General features: G+C 41.4%; 13 protein-coding genes. All 13 read left to right on the forward strand.

The features are described 5' to 3' along the window. Nucleotides 1-1,393 precede the first annotated feature (1,393 nt). The gene (locus KSMBR1_RS16270) at nt 1,394-4,405 is read left to right on the forward strand and encodes a M28 family peptidase (protein WP_099326257.1); all 3,012 of its coding nucleotides are present in this window, start codon (nt 1,394-1,396) and stop codon (nt 4,403-4,405) included. Between the two features lie 513 nt (nt 4,406-4,918). Beyond that, nucleotides 4,919-6,199: a glucose-1-phosphate adenylyltransferase gene (locus tag KSMBR1_RS16280; RefSeq protein ID WP_099326259.1), complete on the forward strand. Its 1,281-nt coding sequence runs from the start codon at nt 4,919-4,921 to the stop codon at nt 6,197-6,199. Between the two features lie 371 nt (nt 6,200-6,570). Further along, nucleotides 6,571-7,305, forward strand: coding sequence for a type 1 glutamine amidotransferase (locus tag KSMBR1_RS16285; RefSeq protein ID WP_099326260.1), 735 nt, complete (start codon nt 6,571-6,573; stop codon nt 7,303-7,305). Nucleotides 7,306-7,469: 164 nt separating this feature from the next. Then, complete coding sequence (gene guaB, locus KSMBR1_RS16290; RefSeq protein WP_099326261.1) at nt 7,470-8,984, forward strand: IMP dehydrogenase; 1,515 nt, start codon at nt 7,470-7,472, stop codon at nt 8,982-8,984. A gap of 321 nt (nt 8,985-9,305) precedes the next feature. Further along, the gene (locus KSMBR1_RS16295; RefSeq protein ID WP_261341069.1) at nt 9,306-10,493 is read left to right on the forward strand and encodes an acyltransferase family protein; all 1,188 of its coding nucleotides are present in this window, start codon (nt 9,306-9,308) and stop codon (nt 10,491-10,493) included. A 73-nt stretch (nt 10,494-10,566) separates the two neighbouring features. After that, a complete protein-coding gene (locus KSMBR1_RS16300) occupies nt 10,567-10,755 on the forward strand; it encodes a hypothetical protein (protein ID WP_099326263.1) in 189 nt (62 codons plus the stop codon). A 116-nt stretch (nt 10,756-10,871) separates the two neighbouring features. Then, complete coding sequence (locus KSMBR1_RS23640) at nt 10,872-11,027, forward strand: type II toxin-antitoxin system RelE/ParE family toxin (protein WP_099326264.1); 156 nt, start codon at nt 10,872-10,874, stop codon at nt 11,025-11,027. Between the two features lie 335 nt (nt 11,028-11,362). Continuing rightward, entirely contained in the window at nt 11,363-11,803 is a 441-nt protein-coding gene (locus KSMBR1_RS22515) for a hypothetical protein (protein WP_230405684.1), read from the forward strand. A gap of 255 nt (nt 11,804-12,058) precedes the next feature. Then, nucleotides 12,059-12,352, forward strand: a complete 294-nt coding sequence (locus KSMBR1_RS16315; RefSeq protein ID WP_099326265.1) for a type II toxin-antitoxin system RelE/ParE family toxin — start codon at nt 12,059-12,061, stop codon at nt 12,350-12,352. A gap of 18 nt (nt 12,353-12,370) precedes the next feature. Continuing rightward, nucleotides 12,371-12,688, forward strand: a complete 318-nt coding sequence (locus KSMBR1_RS16320; RefSeq protein WP_099326266.1) for a HigA family addiction module antitoxin — start codon at nt 12,371-12,373, stop codon at nt 12,686-12,688. A gap of 166 nt (nt 12,689-12,854) precedes the next feature. After that, nucleotides 12,855-13,235: a tRNA nucleotidyltransferase/poly(A) polymerase family protein gene (locus KSMBR1_RS16325; RefSeq protein ID WP_099326267.1), complete on the forward strand. Its 381-nt coding sequence runs from the start codon at nt 12,855-12,857 to the stop codon at nt 13,233-13,235. A gap of 203 nt (nt 13,236-13,438) precedes the next feature. After that, the gene (locus tag KSMBR1_RS16330) at nt 13,439-13,996 is read left to right on the forward strand and encodes a GNAT family N-acetyltransferase (RefSeq protein ID WP_157820667.1); all 558 of its coding nucleotides are present in this window, start codon (nt 13,439-13,441) and stop codon (nt 13,994-13,996) included. Between the two features lie 183 nt (nt 13,997-14,179). After that, a complete protein-coding gene (locus tag KSMBR1_RS16335; RefSeq protein WP_099326269.1) occupies nt 14,180-15,703 on the forward strand; it encodes an IS1380-like element ISCku9 family transposase in 1,524 nt (507 codons plus the stop codon). Nucleotides 15,704-16,236: the final 533 nt, after the last annotated feature.

The following is a 16,236-nucleotide window of genomic DNA, read 5'->3' on the forward strand; positions in this document are numbered from 1 at the left end:
AAGGAGGCTGCAGGTGCGGAGTTAGTGGATGTGAAACGTATCTCCGGCAACCGATCGGGAATGCCTTTCTGCGTGCGACGCACATGCAGGCAAAGAACACCAGGGGTACAAAGAAAAACTTAAAAAAAAGGTAACACTTTAGTTTTTTGAAAAATGTATTACCTATAAGCTCCGTAGGAGCAGCCTGTTTGTAGCAAAATAGAATCTTATAACAGATATTAGCTCCGCTAGAAGCGACCTGTCTCTTGTAAATCCATATTAAACAGGTCTGCCTGAATACGTACAGGCCGCTCCTACGGAGCTATTTACTCTATTGAATTTTATTGTGCTACAAACAGACCGCCCCTAACGGGGCTACATGGTATTTTTTCTATCCCGTGAATTTTTCATAAAGCTAAAATGTTACAAAAAAAGAAGTTTTTACATGGTAAACATTCTCTTGAGCCGGAGGTTCACAAAAGGATATGAAAAATGTCCGTTTTTTAGACATTTGACTGTGTTTTCTTGCCAATACTATAGAAGGAGGAAAAAAGAAATGGCAGCGAGAGAGATGTGTCCGTTTATAACAACACCGCCGAGCAATGATTGTTATTGTATAAATGCCGATAGTCTGAAAATCCCATCGTTTCTTGAGTACTGTACAAATAATTTCCAAAGATGTAATTTTTACATCACACACTTAAAAAAGACACATGTATCCCCGGCAAGGTGATTCCCCGGGAAGATGATGTTTTTCAGCCTGTTAGAGATGAAAAAGCAACGGGAAATTTTCAGCGGAAAAACTACGGCTATAGCCAAAAGCATCTATTTCCATAAAGTTGTAATACTTTGTAATACTTTGTTTTTTTGAAAAGTAGGGGCGAAGCATTTGCCCATTTGGGTATGAACGAATTTATGACAATTTACAGCAAATGCTTCGCCCCTACACTTACACTATACGGCAAAACATCGCTATTGTTGAGTTTTTTAAAATATTCACGTGTGCCTGTTATATAAGGAATAAAACATTTTCCTTGTAATGGCACGAAACGCCTTGCCACTACAAATCATACCTCCCTATAGGCCGATTTTTTTCCAAAAAACTAAAATGTTACCTTTTTTGTGTTCCCACAAATATCCTGCCGATATAATCCTCAATCCGGATAATAGACGTGTCTGAATTCCAACCCCGACGAATCCTATCAAAACAATGGCGCGATTGTATCAAAAAGAAAGGAAAAAGTTTTCCCGAAATTCAATACAATATATCAACAAAGTCGTCGTTTGCTTTTTCTACAATTACCCGTTACAATGCGAAAAATGTTTATTTCATTCAGGTGATTTTTTACCGGTAATTATTGTTCATCTTCACTGACTTTTTTACATCCCTTTTTATAAAAAGGAGCGCCTCACAATGAAACGCATGAATTTCCTTACAATAATAACTCTTTTCATAGCAACGTTATCCCTCCCCTTTCATTCTTCCGTAACTCTGGGAGATGGCGCTAAAGAAGAACAATTCCTCAAAAATACGCGGCAATTAATCTACCAGGGCAAACGTTCGGGCGAGGGCTATTTTTCCGAAGACGGTAATGCCCTTATATTCCAGAGCGAACGGGAACCTGATAACCCGTTTTTCCAGATATACATTTTGGATCTCGAGACAGGAGATACTAATCGGGTTTCACCCGGAACGGGCAAGACCACCTGCTCGTTTATACGGCCAGGTTCAAATGAGGTACTTTTTGCTTCCACACACCTTGACCCCGAAGCGACGGCAAAACAAAAAGCAGAATTTGATATTCGCGCTTCCGGGGAAAACAAGAGATTTAGCTGGGATTATGACGAACATTATGATATATTTTCCGCCCACCGTGATGGAAGCAATCCGAAACGCATGACGGAGGCATTGGGCTATGACGCCGAAGGGGCATATTCTCCGGACGGCAGCAAGATTGTTTTTTGTTCATTGCGTGACGCATATCCCATCGAACATCTTTCCGCCGGGGATAAAAAACGTTTTGAAACCGACCCTTCATACTTCGGTGAAATCTACATTATGAATGCAGACGGCTCCGGACAAACCCGCCTGACCCATCAGCCCGGTTATGATGGAGGCCCGTTTTTCAGCCCTGACGGAAAACGCATCATTTGGCGTCATTTCAAAGAAAACGGTTTATTGGCAGATGTTTATACAATGAACCTGGACGGCTCAGACAAACGCAGATTAACCGATTTTGGCTCTATGTCCTGGGCGCCTTATTATCACCCCTCCAATACCTATATAATTTTTCATTCAAATAAATACGGATTTGCCAATTGCGAACTGTTTATTGTTGATGTCTATGGCAAAAAAGAACCCGTTCGTGTTACTTTTACGGACGGCTTTGACGGTCTTCCGGTCTTTTCCCCTGACGGAAAGAAGCTCGTATGGACTTCAAACCGCACCCCGCAGAAAAATTCTCAGCTTTTTATCGCCGACTGGAATCACGAAGAAGCACTATCTGCACTCAATGCTTCACCTGTACGAAAACAGTCAGAAACGACACCGGCATTCGAACTTCAGGAAAGCGCAGGGGGAATTACCTCGCAGGAACCTCCGCAGTCCTTCTCCTTTACTGAAAAAACAGACCACCCCTTTTCTCCTCAAATCACCGAAGAAGATTTGCATACAATCGTTGCATACCTTGCTTCTGATGAGTTGGAAGGAAGGCTGACAGGCACAAAAGGCTCCAAAATGGCCTCTGATTATATTGCTCATCGGCTTGAAAAAATCGGGATATTGCCTGTTGACAAAAATGGCAACTACTTTCAGGGGTTTCCCTTTACTTCAGGCGTAGAAGTTATGCCGGAAGGCAATTTTCTTCACATTGCCAAAAGCGGCAAAGCAAACGACACAAAATCTTTTGAATTAGAGAAGGATTTTCGTCCGCTTGCTTTTACTGCAAGCGGTGTAGCTGACGGTGAACTGGTTTTTGCTGGATACGGCATCTCCATGCCGGGCGAAGATGGCGCAGGTTATGATTCATACGCTGGTATTGATGTAAAAGATAAAGTGGTTCTCGTCCTTAATTATATCCCCGAAAAGGTTGAAATGAAGAGACGCCACGATCTGAACCGTTATTCCGGATTGCGTTACAAAGCCATGATTGCCCGGGAACATGGTGCAAAGGCGCTGCTGGTGGTCACGGGGCCAAACTCCCCGGATGCGGGAGAACTGCTTCCCCTCACCTTTGATAATGCCTCAGCAGATTCCGGTATTGTAGCCGCATCAATAAGCGGCGATGCGGCGAAGGCACTCTTTTCCTTTATTGGAAAAGATATTGCTACGGTACAATCTGAATTGGACATTGAAAAATCTGAAGCCCAAACCGCTTTTGCTATGCCGGGAATAAAAGCAACTATTTCCACCGCTGTAAAACGTGAAAAAACGTCAGATCACAATGTTATCGGATATCTGCCCCCTGCTGATGGTAAAGATGATTGCGAATACATCGTCGTGGGAGCACACTTAGACCACATTGGCTACGGTGGTACTGAATCCCTGGCGAGAAAAGGAGAAGAGGGAATGATACATAATGGGGCAGACGATAACGCCTCAGGGGTTTCCGTAGTGCTGGAATTAGCGGCTGCTCTGGCGGAAACATACAAAAAAAAACCACAAGATAAACGACGGGGACTTGTATTTGCGTTTTGGTCGGGGGAAGAAATGGGACTGCTGGGTTCCTCTCATTTTATAAAAAACCCTGCCTTTCCCTTGAAAAATACAATTGCATACATAAATTTTGATATGGTGGGGAGGCTGAGAGACAACAAACTCATTATCCAGGGGGCAGGTTCCTCAAAATCATGGCCGCAATTGTTTGAAAAGCGCAATATCATGTCAGGCTTTAATCTCATACTTCAACACGACCCTTATCTGCCGACAGACGCCACCCCCTTTTACCAGGAAGGCGTCCCTATCATGAACTTCTTTACCGGAAGCCATGATGATTATAACCGGCCGACCGACGATACAGTGACTCTTAATTACGAAGGTATGGCAAAGATCGCCCAATTTGCGAAGAATATCATTTCCGATTTGGTAAAAAGTCCCGGGCGGCCCGACTATTTTAAAGTAAAGAGTTCAGGACCGCCTGATAGCCTGCATGGTTCCAGAAGAATATATTTAGGCACCATTCCCGACTTTACCACAGAAGATATTGAAGGTCTAAAACTGAGCGGCGTCAAGGCTGGAGGCCCTGCAGATAAAGCAGGCCTGCGGGACGGAGATATTATTGTCAGATTTGGAGATTTGAAAATCACTAATATCTATGATTATAAATATGCCCTCGACGTTATAAAAATTGGCGAGCCGGTGACGGTTGAATATTTAAGAAACGGAACGAGCGGCACACTCACCGTTATCCCGGAAGCAAAGAAGTAAATGTACTGTAGCGAATTTCTTATTTATTGTATTACTTTCAAAAAGACAAGTGGAATATAACTTGGTTAAGGGAGCATTCCTGATTTTTTGCAACAGTTTAGATTTTTGGAAAACAAAAATGCTCGTTCCCAAGCTCCGGCTTGGGAACGTAATTGTGTTGGAAGCTCTAGCTTCCATTTAGCCGGCAAGCGAAGCTTCGTGTATTATTCGATTCAAAAGATGTTTCTAAATATCTTGGGTAACATACTGAAAAGCCTCCAAGCTGACATCATGGGTTCATTCCCTTTTCCATTCGAAGCTGGAGCTTCTCAAACAATCCCGTTCCCAAGCCGGAGCTTGGGAACGAGCGGTTTTTTTCATAGGACTAAAGTATTACAATTCTTTGTAAAAAAACAAAATGTGTGAAGATATACAAAAAATCGGGAATGCACCCCTTGGTTAAGTAGTTTGGTGGTTAAATAGTTAAGTGGTTGAAACGATTTAACGACACAACTTAAAGCAGGAGATAATAATATGGATAATGTAATTTCTGTTATTTTAGGTGGGGGACGTGGAACGAGACTCTATCCCCTTACAAAAGAACGGTCAAAACCCGCAGTGCCTCTTGCCGGTAAATACCGGTTGATTGATATTCCAGTTAGTAATAGTCTGAATTCAGGGATAAATAAAATTTATGTTTTAACCCAGTTTAATTCCGCCTCCCTGCACCGGCACATCACAAGGTCATATAAATTTGATAATTTCTCAAAAGGATTTATCGAAGTCCTTGCGGCAAACCAAACTATAGGCAGTTTGGACTGGTATCAGGGCACCGCGGATGCCGTCCGCCAGAATCTGCGTTTCTTTGACCAACCAAATATCGAATACATATTGATTCTTTCCGGTGACCAGTTATATCGAATGAATTATCAGCATTTTATCAGAGAACATATCAAGTCAGGCGCTGAAGTGACTGTTTCTGCCATCCCTTCTGAAAGGAGACATGCCCAAGCCCTGGGGCTTTTAAAAATAAACGAACAGGGACGCATTGTTGGTTTTTCTGAGAAACCTAAAGATGAAGCAGTTATCGATACGCTTTCTTTGGATGCATCATTTTTTGAGAAAAGGGGGGTTGAACCAAAAGGGAGAACACTTTTGGCATCGATGGGTATTTATCTGTTCAACATTGGCGTATTAAAAGAAGTATTAAAAAAATCACAAAAACCTGATTTTGGAAAGGAAATCATTCCTGAAATTATAAAGGAAAGAGCAGTCCATGCCTATTTATTTGACGGATATTGGGAGGACATCGGGACAATTAAATCATTTTATGAGGCCAATCTCGAATTGGCAACCTTAAGTCCGAGGTTTAACTTGTACAGCGAGAAAAACCCAATATATACCAGCCCACTGTCCCTGCCCGGAGCGATTATAAACAATTGCAGGATTATAAAGTCTATTATAGCCGACGGGTGTATTATTGATAGTGGGGAAATAAGTGATTCGGTAATTGGTTTTCGAACAAGAATAGAGAAAAACACTACGATCAGGAGTTCCGTGCTTATGGGTGCCGACTATTATGAAACAAAAGAAAATATTCGTGCCAACAAAGAGAAAGGGATACCGAACATCGGAATTGGAGAAAACACAAAAATCGTGGGCGCTATTGTTGACAAAAACGTTCATATCGGAGAAAACGTTCATATAGAAAATACGAAAAAGATAGAAACATTTGATGCGGAAAATTACATGATACGTGATTCTATTATCATTATTCCCAAAGGGAGTGTTATACCATCAAATACCGTCATATAGTTCATGCTAAATGTTATGCACTAAGAAAAATGTTCAATATTCAATGCTCAAGTGGTTGTTCATTTGCCTTTATTCTTTTACATTGAACATTGAATATTAATTTTCAAAATGCGAAAGATGCACTTGTTTGAAATTTCAAATCAATTTGTCATTAGAATTTGTTTCGCCGGGTTGGTAGTATGTTTTTTTAATATAACGTTTCATTAAAATATCTACATTGATACCGTCATTACGAGCTACAGCGAAGCACTCTTAAGTCTTTTGGGAACAAGAGATTGCTTCATCGCTTCACTCCTCACAATGACATTTTTTTACGTACACATTTTAACGAAACTATGCACTAATGGTAGGATTTTTTCAGGATAAGCATTATGATTTTATTCATAAAACACATTGATATTGAAGGTCCCGGTACTATTGGAGACTTTCTGGAAGATAACAAGATTTCTTCCGCAATTGTTGATCTTTCAAACAAAGATAATCTGCCGGAGTTAAAAAAAACTCTTCAAATGGTGATAAGTCTTGGTGGTCCTATGAATGTGTATGAAGAGGAAAAATATCCCTTTTTAGCGGATGAAAATGTTTTTCTTAAGGAAATAATAAAGAGGGATATCCCTTTTTTAGGCGTTTGCCTTGGGGCGCAACTTATGGTAAAGGCTATCGGCGGCACGGTATCAAAAAATCCAAAGAAGGAAATCGGATTTTACAAGGTTTCTATTGATGAAGAGGGATTGAAGGATAATGTGTTCAGAAATTTCCCCGGGGAAATAACCGTATACCAGTGGCACGGAGATACCTTCAGTATACCGGAAGGCGGGAAAAGGATTGCTACCTCAGAATTATGTGAAAATCAGGCGGTCAAATACGGCAGGAATATTTACGGCATACAATTCCATGTTGAAGTGACAAGGAACATGATTGCCGAATGGGCAGAAGCATACGAGGGTGAATTGGCGTCTTTGAAGGGCATAGTTTCCGATAAACAGAAAATGCTTGAAGATTATGATAATCTGAAAGGCGAATACCTCAAACAGGCAGAACGATTCTATGTGAACCTCTTTTCCGCTGCCAACCTGTTGAAAAGAAAGAGTTATTCCCTGCCGTAACAGTCAAATAGTTTTAACCACTTAACTACCTAACCGGGTTTTATAATTATCTTTGACATAAACGATATCCTTGTGTTATTGATTAATGTAGAGACGCATTGCAATGCGTCTCTACATTAATATTGAAATTCCTAAACATTTAATTGGAGGTTAATAACACACCCATGCCGCCGAATGGACTTGACGCAAAAACACTTTTTGAAGGGGGAGAAGGCATTACTTATAATGACTTCATTCTGCTTCCCGGACACATAGATTTTATTTTAGACACAATTAGTCTGGATACCAACCTTACCCGTAATATAAAGATAAAAAGACCCCTCGTCAGTTCGCCCATGGATACGGTAACCGAATCGAGGATGGCCATTAGCATGGCCTTGCTGGGCGGCATTGGCATTATTCATTATAACAATACCATTGAAGATCAGGCAAAGGAGGTTCGCAAGGTAAAGAGATTTGAAAATGGTTTTATAACTGACCCGGTTGTCCTCAGCCCTTTCCATACCATCATGGATGTCGATACTATTAAGGATACATATGGGTTTTCCGGGATTCCTATAACAGAAGACGGCACATTAAATTCTAAGCTGGTTGGAATTGTCACAAAGCGGGATATTGATTTTGAGGACAATCGAACGAAACCATTGAGCGAGGTAATGACCAGGCAATTGGTGACAGCTTCTTCCGGAATATCTCTTTCTGACGGGAACAAAATCTTAAAAGAAAGCAAAAAGGGAAAATTGCCGCTAATCGATAAACAGGGGAGGCTCGTATCTCTTATGAGCCGCACTGATTTGCTGAAAAACGAGGATTTCCCCTTTTCGTCAAAAGATAAGGGCAAACAACTCCTTGTTGGCGCTGCGCTCTCTACGCGCGAAGAAGACAGGGAACGCCTTGCTGAACTGGCAACGGCGGGTGTGGATGTGGTTGTCATCGATTCTTCTCAAGGTGATACAATTTTTCAGATTGATATGGTACGGTACGTTAAGAAACACTACCCGCATATTGACGTGATCGGAGGAAATGTTGTTACCGCAAAGCAGTGTAAATCATTGATTGACGCAGGCGTTGACTCGCTACGTATAGGTATGGGGAGCGGTTCTATTTGTATTACCCAGGATACCCTTGCAGTAGGAAGAGCGCAGGGGTCTGCTGTATACCATACAGCGAAATTTTCCAGGGAATACGCAAATATTCCGGTTATAGCAGATGGCGGTATTGCCCACATCGGGCATATTGTCAAGGCATTGTCCCTGGGGGCAAGTGCCGTGATGATGGGCGGACTGCTTGCCGGTACGACAGAATCTCCCGGCGAATATTTTTATGAGGGCGGCGTGCGGGTTAAAAAATACAGAGGAATGGCGTCTCATGAGGCGATGGAAAAGGGAGGCGGCAAAAGGTATTTGTCCGTTGAAGACCGGATAAAAGTTGCGCAGGGTGTTTCGGGAACGGTCGTTGACAAGGGTTCGGTTATTCATCTAGGGCAATATTTAATGCAAAGCTTATTGCATTCGTTGCAGGAACTCGGATGTAAAAGCGTTCATGATCTTCATCAGGGACTGTATGATGGAAACCTGCGTTTTGAAATGAGATCGCCGTCCGCACAGACAGAAGGCAGTGTCCATGACCTCTACTCCAGCAAGGAACCCCACCTTGGTCTTTTAAGAAGGGTACGATAGTATCCCCCCAATTCCTCCGGAATCTCCTTTATAAAAAACCTGGAATGTACATTTGAGCAGGAAGGAGGAAAGGGGGCACATCTGAATATTTGCATGATATGTATAATTCTGAAACCATGGCAAGGCTGGCAAGAATAGCATTTGAAGGGGCTTTTTACCATGTTACGAACCGGGGAAATCGCAGATAAGATATTTTTCTTGATACCAATGGTCGAGCAACGACTTGCAGAAGATCATAAATTACATAAATAATTCAAGAAGATATTGTCTAATGTCCGGATGTGACCCTTATTTTCTACACGATAGTTTTACCTGATAATAGTGATTTTCTCAAGTTATCAGGGCAATTCAGACATAAAAAAATACGATTTTATCGACGCGCTTCGAGGCATGGCAATTCTCGGAGTAATCCTTGTACATTCGTCTCAGTCGGTTGCACCAACCAACGTAACGCTGTTGTGGTTTATGGGTGAAGGGGCGAGAGGCGTTCAACTTTTCTATGTAGCCAGCGCACTGACGCTTTGCATGTCTTGGGTAGCTAGAAGCTCGCATGAAACATTTCCAATTCGGAATTTTTACATAAGGCGATTTTTTCGAATCGCTCCAATGTTTTATCTCGCCATATTGAGTTACATTTTCGTGAATGGGTTTTCTCCATCATACTGGGCTCCCAATGGTATCGAATGGTGGTTTGTTCCAATCACGGCAGTATTCCTCCACGGATTCCACCCAGAAACCATCACATCAGTTGTTCCAGGAGGCTGGTCAATTGCTGTAGAAATGAGTTTTTATTTCATCCTGCCATTTTTGCTTCCGCATATTAAATCTGTAAAGTCTTGTGCCTTCTTTTTCGTTATTAGCCTAGTATTGAGTGGTCTTAATCGACTTATAGTGCCGCATATTTTCTCTTACCCAGAAAGCCAACAGTACCTACTGCAAAGCTTCTCGTTCCTCAATTTTCTAGGCAAACTACCCGTGTTTATCATTGGCATTTTTGGCTATTTAATACTTCGAGAAAAGTATCCTCGTAAGCTAATCGCCATCGTTTGTGGGCCGCTTTTTGTCGTTCTTCTTCTGGCTTTTTTATACCCAGCTTTTAAACTTCCGAGCAATTTTATTGCTGATAAGTTGTTTAATACTCCGCACCATTTTATTGCTGGCGGGCTATTTTGTGCCTTTGCGCTTCTATTGGCTAACTGGCCTACGCAACTATTAGTAAATAAAATTACCACTACGGTTGGAAAGTTAAGTTTCAGCATGTACTTGACGCATTTTGCAATATTGACATATTTTTCTAGGCTTGGATTTAGCAACATCTTTCCAAAGTCGAATCTAGCAAGTCTTCTACACTTTCTGTGTGTTGTTTTTGCGGCCGCCGCAGTATCGTTCTTTTTCTACAAGTACATTGAAAAACCTGGCATTGCACTGGGCAAACGTTTAATCGAAAAATCTGAACAAGATGTTGCGCTAAACCCTAACCCGGCGCTCAACACGGACGCTGCGCTATAAGGCCGCGCAGCGCCGGTTAGCTCTACGTTAGATTTTACTTCATCCTATAGGGGAAATTCCCTATAATATTAACATGAGTACTTTAAAAGACAACATTGCAAAAATGATTCGTCACTTGCCGGAAGACTCCACACTGGAAGACATCCAATACCATCTTTATGTACTAGAAAAGATAAGAAAAGGCCAAGAATCCATAAAAGACGGTAAAGGTATTTCCAACGAGGAAGCCAAAGTTCGACTTTCAAAATGGATTACAAAATAATTTGGTCGCCTGACGCTTTAGAAGATATAGAGGCAATTGGGGAGTTTGTCGCAAGAGATTCTGATCTTTATGCTGAATCTACAATTCAAAAAATATTTTAAGCCCCTCAGTCGCTAATCCAACACCTCAAAATAGGCAGAGTCGTGCCAGAAGTTGGCAATGAATTTATGAGAGAATTATTTGTTTTCCAATATCGTATCGTTTATGAAATCAAAGCAAATGAGATCCATATTCTTACCGTAATACATGGAAAACGTATATTCGATAAATAAAAAATCTAACAAGCCGATGGAGATTGACGCCCAACAGCGAGTCTCCGTTCAAGCGACTGTTAAGCATAGACAGTTTATCTTATTCAAACCTGGTTGCTACTTTTGTTGAGCGCAACCCAATGAATTCCGGGGACATCATACTTAATTATTGACTTTGTTATTAGAATAGCTAAGAGGTGGTCATGTCCAGGATTGCTCGTGTGGTAATTCCAGAAGTACCGCATCATATCACTCAGCGAGGAAATCGTCGTTTGCAGACATTCTTTTTGCGATGAAGATTATGAGGCATACATAAACTTGATTGCCCAGTGGTGTACGCACTGGGACGTTGAAGTGTGGGCCTTTTGCCTGACGCCAAATCATATACACCTGAGATTGCGGTACAACCTTCTGAGAAGGCGCTTAGTCAGGTGATTGGCGAAGCGCATCGGCGCTACACGCGTCGCGTAAACTTCCTGGAAGGCTGGAGAGGGCACCTGCGGCAAGGACGTTTTGCCTCTTTCCCCATGGATAAAACCCATTTGTACTTAGCTGCACGCTATGTTGAACTGAATCCTGTCAGAGCAAAGTCGGTTAAGAAACCGCAGGAATATCGATGGAGCAGCGCATACGCATACATGCCGGGCGGGATGACCGGCTTGTGCATGTGGCTCCGTTGCTGGAGATATTTGGTAAGTGGGGTGATTTTCTTTCCAGAGGTCTATCGGATGAGGAAATCGAAGCGTTTCAATGTCACTAGCGGACAGGGAGACCTCTTGGCACGGACACTTTTATAGCCCGGCTTGAAAATGTCCCTGGACGAATACTCCATAAGCAGAAACCTGGGCCCAAGGGTATAAAAGAAAAAAAGGAATCTCCAAAATTAAGTAAGGTGTTCCCGGAATTACCCCCCGGAATTACCCATCACATATAACATATCTTAGGTCACAGCGTCTCCGTAATTATCCAGAATTTCAAAATACATTTTACTATATATAACGGTATCCATTATAATGCGGATGTATGGGTAATGCAAAAAGAGAGGAAGCCTGGTGATACAATCATTCCATGATAAGGGGACAGAGGATATTTTTGATAGAAAAAACACCAGAGAGGCGCGTAAGACCTGTCCGCAACAAATCTGGCGAGCGGCGCAACGAAAGCTCGATCAACTTAATGGAGTTGTTTCTTTAGGTTCGCTGAAAATTCCACCGGGAAACATGCTGGAAGTTCTTAAAGATGATCGAAAGGGACAGCACAGTATACGGATTAACGATCAGTTCCGAGTTTGTTTTGTGTGGGCTGATGATGGTGTAGATAACGTCGAAATTACAGATTACCACTAAATAATAAGGAGAAAGAGTATGGTTCGTATACCAAAAAATGGTCCGCCTACGCATCCGGGCGAAATGTTATTGGAGGAATTTCTCAAACCTCTGCATATGACGCAGCGCGAGTTGGCAGAAAAGCTTGGGGTTTCATATCCGCGTGTTAATGAACTGATTCATGGAAAACGCGGGATGACTCCAGACACTGCGCTTCGTCTGGAGAAACTTTTCGGCATGGACGCACAGTTTTGGCTTAATTTGCAGTTGGCATGGGATCTCTATCATGTAACCCACTCATCAACTGCGAAGGAGATACAAAAGATAAAAAGATTGCCTGCTTTTATCCATGTCTGACCACTTCATTAAGAGAATAGAGAAAGCAAACGGGGGTCGCGCCTATATATTTTACCATTTTTAATAAGACGCTAATTTGCGCAGATTAACGCAGATACTCTTATTAAATTCAATATTTCATAACAACCTGGTCCACCGCATATATGGAAGGTAATGATAAGTAAACATGCCCATAAAACAGAATGCCATTGAAATTGTAAAAACATTGCAGGATAAAGGTTTTGAAGCCTTTTTTGCGGGCGGATGTGTGCGCGATATGATTATGAGGAGGGAATCTGCCGATTACGATATTGCCACGAATGCCCTTCCCCGGGACATTATGAATCTCTTTAAAAAAACCTTTTCCGTAGGTGCGCAATATGGCGTGGTGGTTGTTGTAAAAGATGGACATAATTTTGAGGTTGCTACATTTCGCACAGAAAAATCTTATAGTGACGGACGGCATCCGGATTATGTGTCCTTCAGCACTGCCGAAGAATACATAATAACAGGAAAGGGGTCGCATCTGGATACTCATGATCGAGCAACGACTTGTAAAAGATCATAAATTACATAAATAATTCAAGAAAATATTGTCTAATGTCCGGATGTGACCCTTATTTTCTACACGATAATTTTATATGATAATAGTGATTTTCTCAAGTTATCAGGGCAATTGATTGTGATAATCAATGGTTGGAAAGAAAAATACTCCAAAACCAATTTAACACTTAAATAAAAGTGGATATGAGTAACATAGCAATATCATTTATGGAAAAGAGAGATATTGAAGAATCAGCGAGAGTTCTCAGCGTCGCCATGACAGAAAATCCAATACACCTTGCTGTTTTTCAAAATTCTAATGAAAACGTTCGGATTGAAATTGAAAACTATTTTAAAAAACTTTTGAGCGATAAACCTGGAATAGTTTTTATCGCAAAGGCAAATCAAAATATTATCGGTGTGGTGAGAATGTGCTCGTGTTATGGGAAAAACACGATAAATGATACAGAGGTCTCTATTGATGAAACTAATATTGATTGGAGAAGAGATATTTGGATTAACGAGTGGTCTCGTCGGGATCCAAAAGATCAACATTGGCATTTAGGGCCAATTGGAGTTCTACCCACACATCAGGGAGTTGGCGTTGGTTCAATGCTTATGGAACGTTTTTGCTCAGAGGTAGATGCATGTATGGCGAACGCATATTTGGAAACAGACAAAGATGTCAATGTTGTTTTTTATCAGAAATTTGGATTTAAAACTATTTCTGAGTCTATGATATTCGGGGTTAAAAACTGGTATATGTTACGATTATCAAGATTATGATCTCATCGTAAAACAAATAACGGTGGCAAATCAAAACAGTGTTTCCATATGATATTACAACTAATCCTAAAACAAGCGTAATTTTTTAATCTGAGAGAGTTAAAGTAGGTTGAAAAGCCTGAATTTACTGGTTAAGATAGTGATATGTAAAAATTCCGATAACCAGAAAAAGGGGCATTTCAGATGAGTAAAATAGCAGCAAGAAAATATAACAAGATATTGAGAAGAAAGAAACGGAAAATAGAGAAACGGTTAAAGAGAAAGCAATGGGGAGATCAGAAGCATCCGATGTTCACGGCAAAGAACATTCATTACGAGATAGCCGCGAATAGCCAGGCAATTGCCTGTGGTGGTATAGGCGTAATCCATCAAATGGCAATAAGAAGTGGATTGGTAAAAGAGATAGACGAGAATCTTGAGTTACTCAAAAGGCATATACCGTATCATGAATCGGATCATATATTGAATATAGCGTACAATGTGCTTTCAGGGAATGTGCGGTTAGAAGACATAGAGTTGCATCGGCAAGACAGCGGCTATTTGGATGCGTTGGGTGCAGAGCGGATACCTGATCCTACAACGGCGGGAGATTTTACAAGGCGGTTTGACCGTAATGATATTGAGAAGCTGATGGAGATTATCAACAGGGTACGAGAGCGTGTGTGGGAGGAAGGGCGGAAAGAGGCATTGGAAGAAGCGTTGATAGATGTGGATGGAACGATAGTGGGGACATACGGAGAATGTAAAGAGGGGATGGATATATCGTACAAGGGGATATGGGGATATACGCCACTCATTGTGTCATTGGCAAACACGAAGGAAGTGTTGTATATTGAGAATCGTCCGGGAAACGTACCGAGCCATAGCGGCGCAGTGGAGTGGATAGACAGGGCAATAAACTTGGTAAAACCACATGCGGAGAGGGTTTGTTTAAGGGGAGACACAGACTTTTCATTGACAGGGAATTTTGATCGCTGGTCAGAGCAAGTGGACTTTGTGTTTGGGATGGATGCACGAGGTGGGCTAATAAAACTAGCCGGGGAGTTGCCGGAAGATGCATGGAAAGAACTAAAGCGTAAACCGAAATACAAGGTAAAAACAGAGGAAAGGCAGAAACCTGAAAATATAAAAGAACGGATAGTTAAAGAACGTGAATACAAGAATATTCGGTTAGAGAGTGAGCAAGTGGCTGAGTTTGAATATCGGCCTGAGAAATGCAAGAAGAGTTATAGGGTGATAGTGCTGAGAAAAAATCTGAGTGTGGAAAAAGGTCAGAAACGATTATTTGACGACATTCGTTATTTTTTCTATATAACGACACTGAGGGACAGGACGGCAGAAAAGATAGTAGAGTTGGCAAACGGTAGGTGTGATCAGGAGAATGTAATAGAGCAGTTGAAGAACGGGGTAAATGCGATGAAGTTGCCTGTAAGGGATTTGGAAAGCAACTGGGCATACATGGTAATAGCGTCATTGGCTTGGAACTTCAAGGCATGGTTTGGCATGTTGATGCCAAATGTAGGAAGGGGAGAGCAGGTGTTAAAGATGGAGTTTCGGCGGTTTCTCAATACTCTGATAATGATTCCCTGCCAAATAGTGAAGACAGGGCGTAAGATTGTATATCGAATGCTCGGATATAATGACTGGTTAAAGGATTTTTTTGCAACGTGGGAACGAATCCGAAGATTAAAACTGTGCATGGAATAGTAGTTTAACAGTAAAAAAGAAAAGGAAAGCAGAAGAAGAGCGGGAGCGGTACGTAATCACCTTGCAAAAGTATGGTAGTTTTCTCTATCAATAGTAATATTTTTCTTTTTAGTAAGTTTTTTCGCGACGAAACAAACAAAAAATACATTTAGAGACGCATAATAGTCCAAAATATTATCCCATTGTGTGTAGAGTGTTAAATCGCGCTTGTTTTAGGACTAATTATGGGAAAACAGTGTAAAAATTTCGTAACACTTTAGTTTTTTGGAAAATGTACTACCTATAAGCTCCGTAGGAGCAGCCTGTTTGTAGCAAAATAGGATATTATAACAGAGATTAGCTCTGTTAGGAGCGACCTGTCTCTTGTAAATCCATATAAACAGGTCTACCTGAATACGGACAGGCCGCTCCTACGGAGCTATTTACCTTATTGAATTTTATTGCGCTACAAACAGACCGCCCCTAACAGGGCTACATGGTATTTTTTCTATCCCGGGAATTTTTCAAAAAACTAAAGTGTTACAAAATTTCCA

The organism is Candidatus Kuenenia stuttgartiensis (assembly GCF_900232105.1).
Lineage (GTDB): Bacteria > Planctomycetota > Brocadiia > Brocadiales > Brocadiaceae > Kuenenia > Kuenenia stuttgartiensis_A.

Bases quoted from the DNA above. Each gene is read 5' to 3' on its own strand.
- KSMBR1_RS16270 (WP_099326257.1), top strand. From the start codon at position 1,394: ATGAAACGCATGAATTTCCTTACAATAATAACTCTTTTCATAGCAACG.
- KSMBR1_RS16280 (WP_099326259.1), top strand. From the start codon at position 4,919: ATGGATAATGTAATTTCTGTTATTTTAGGTGGGGGACGTGGAACGAGA.
- KSMBR1_RS16285 (WP_099326260.1), top strand. From the start codon at position 6,571: ATGATTTTATTCATAAAACACATTGATATTGAAGGTCCCGGTACTATT.
- guaB (WP_099326261.1), top strand. From the start codon at position 7,470: ATGCCGCCGAATGGACTTGACGCAAAAACACTTTTTGAAGGGGGAGAA.
- KSMBR1_RS16300 (WP_099326263.1), top strand. From the start codon at position 10,567: ATGAGTACTTTAAAAGACAACATTGCAAAAATGATTCGTCACTTGCCG.
- KSMBR1_RS16320 (WP_099326266.1), top strand. From the start codon at position 12,371: ATGGTTCGTATACCAAAAAATGGTCCGCCTACGCATCCGGGCGAAATG.
- KSMBR1_RS16325 (WP_099326267.1), top strand. From the start codon at position 12,855: ATGCCCATAAAACAGAATGCCATTGAAATTGTAAAAACATTGCAGGAT.
- KSMBR1_RS16330 (WP_157820667.1), top strand. From the start codon at position 13,439: ATGGAAAAGAGAGATATTGAAGAATCAGCGAGAGTTCTCAGCGTCGCC.
- KSMBR1_RS16335 (WP_099326269.1), top strand. From the start codon at position 14,180: ATGAGTAAAATAGCAGCAAGAAAATATAACAAGATATTGAGAAGAAAG.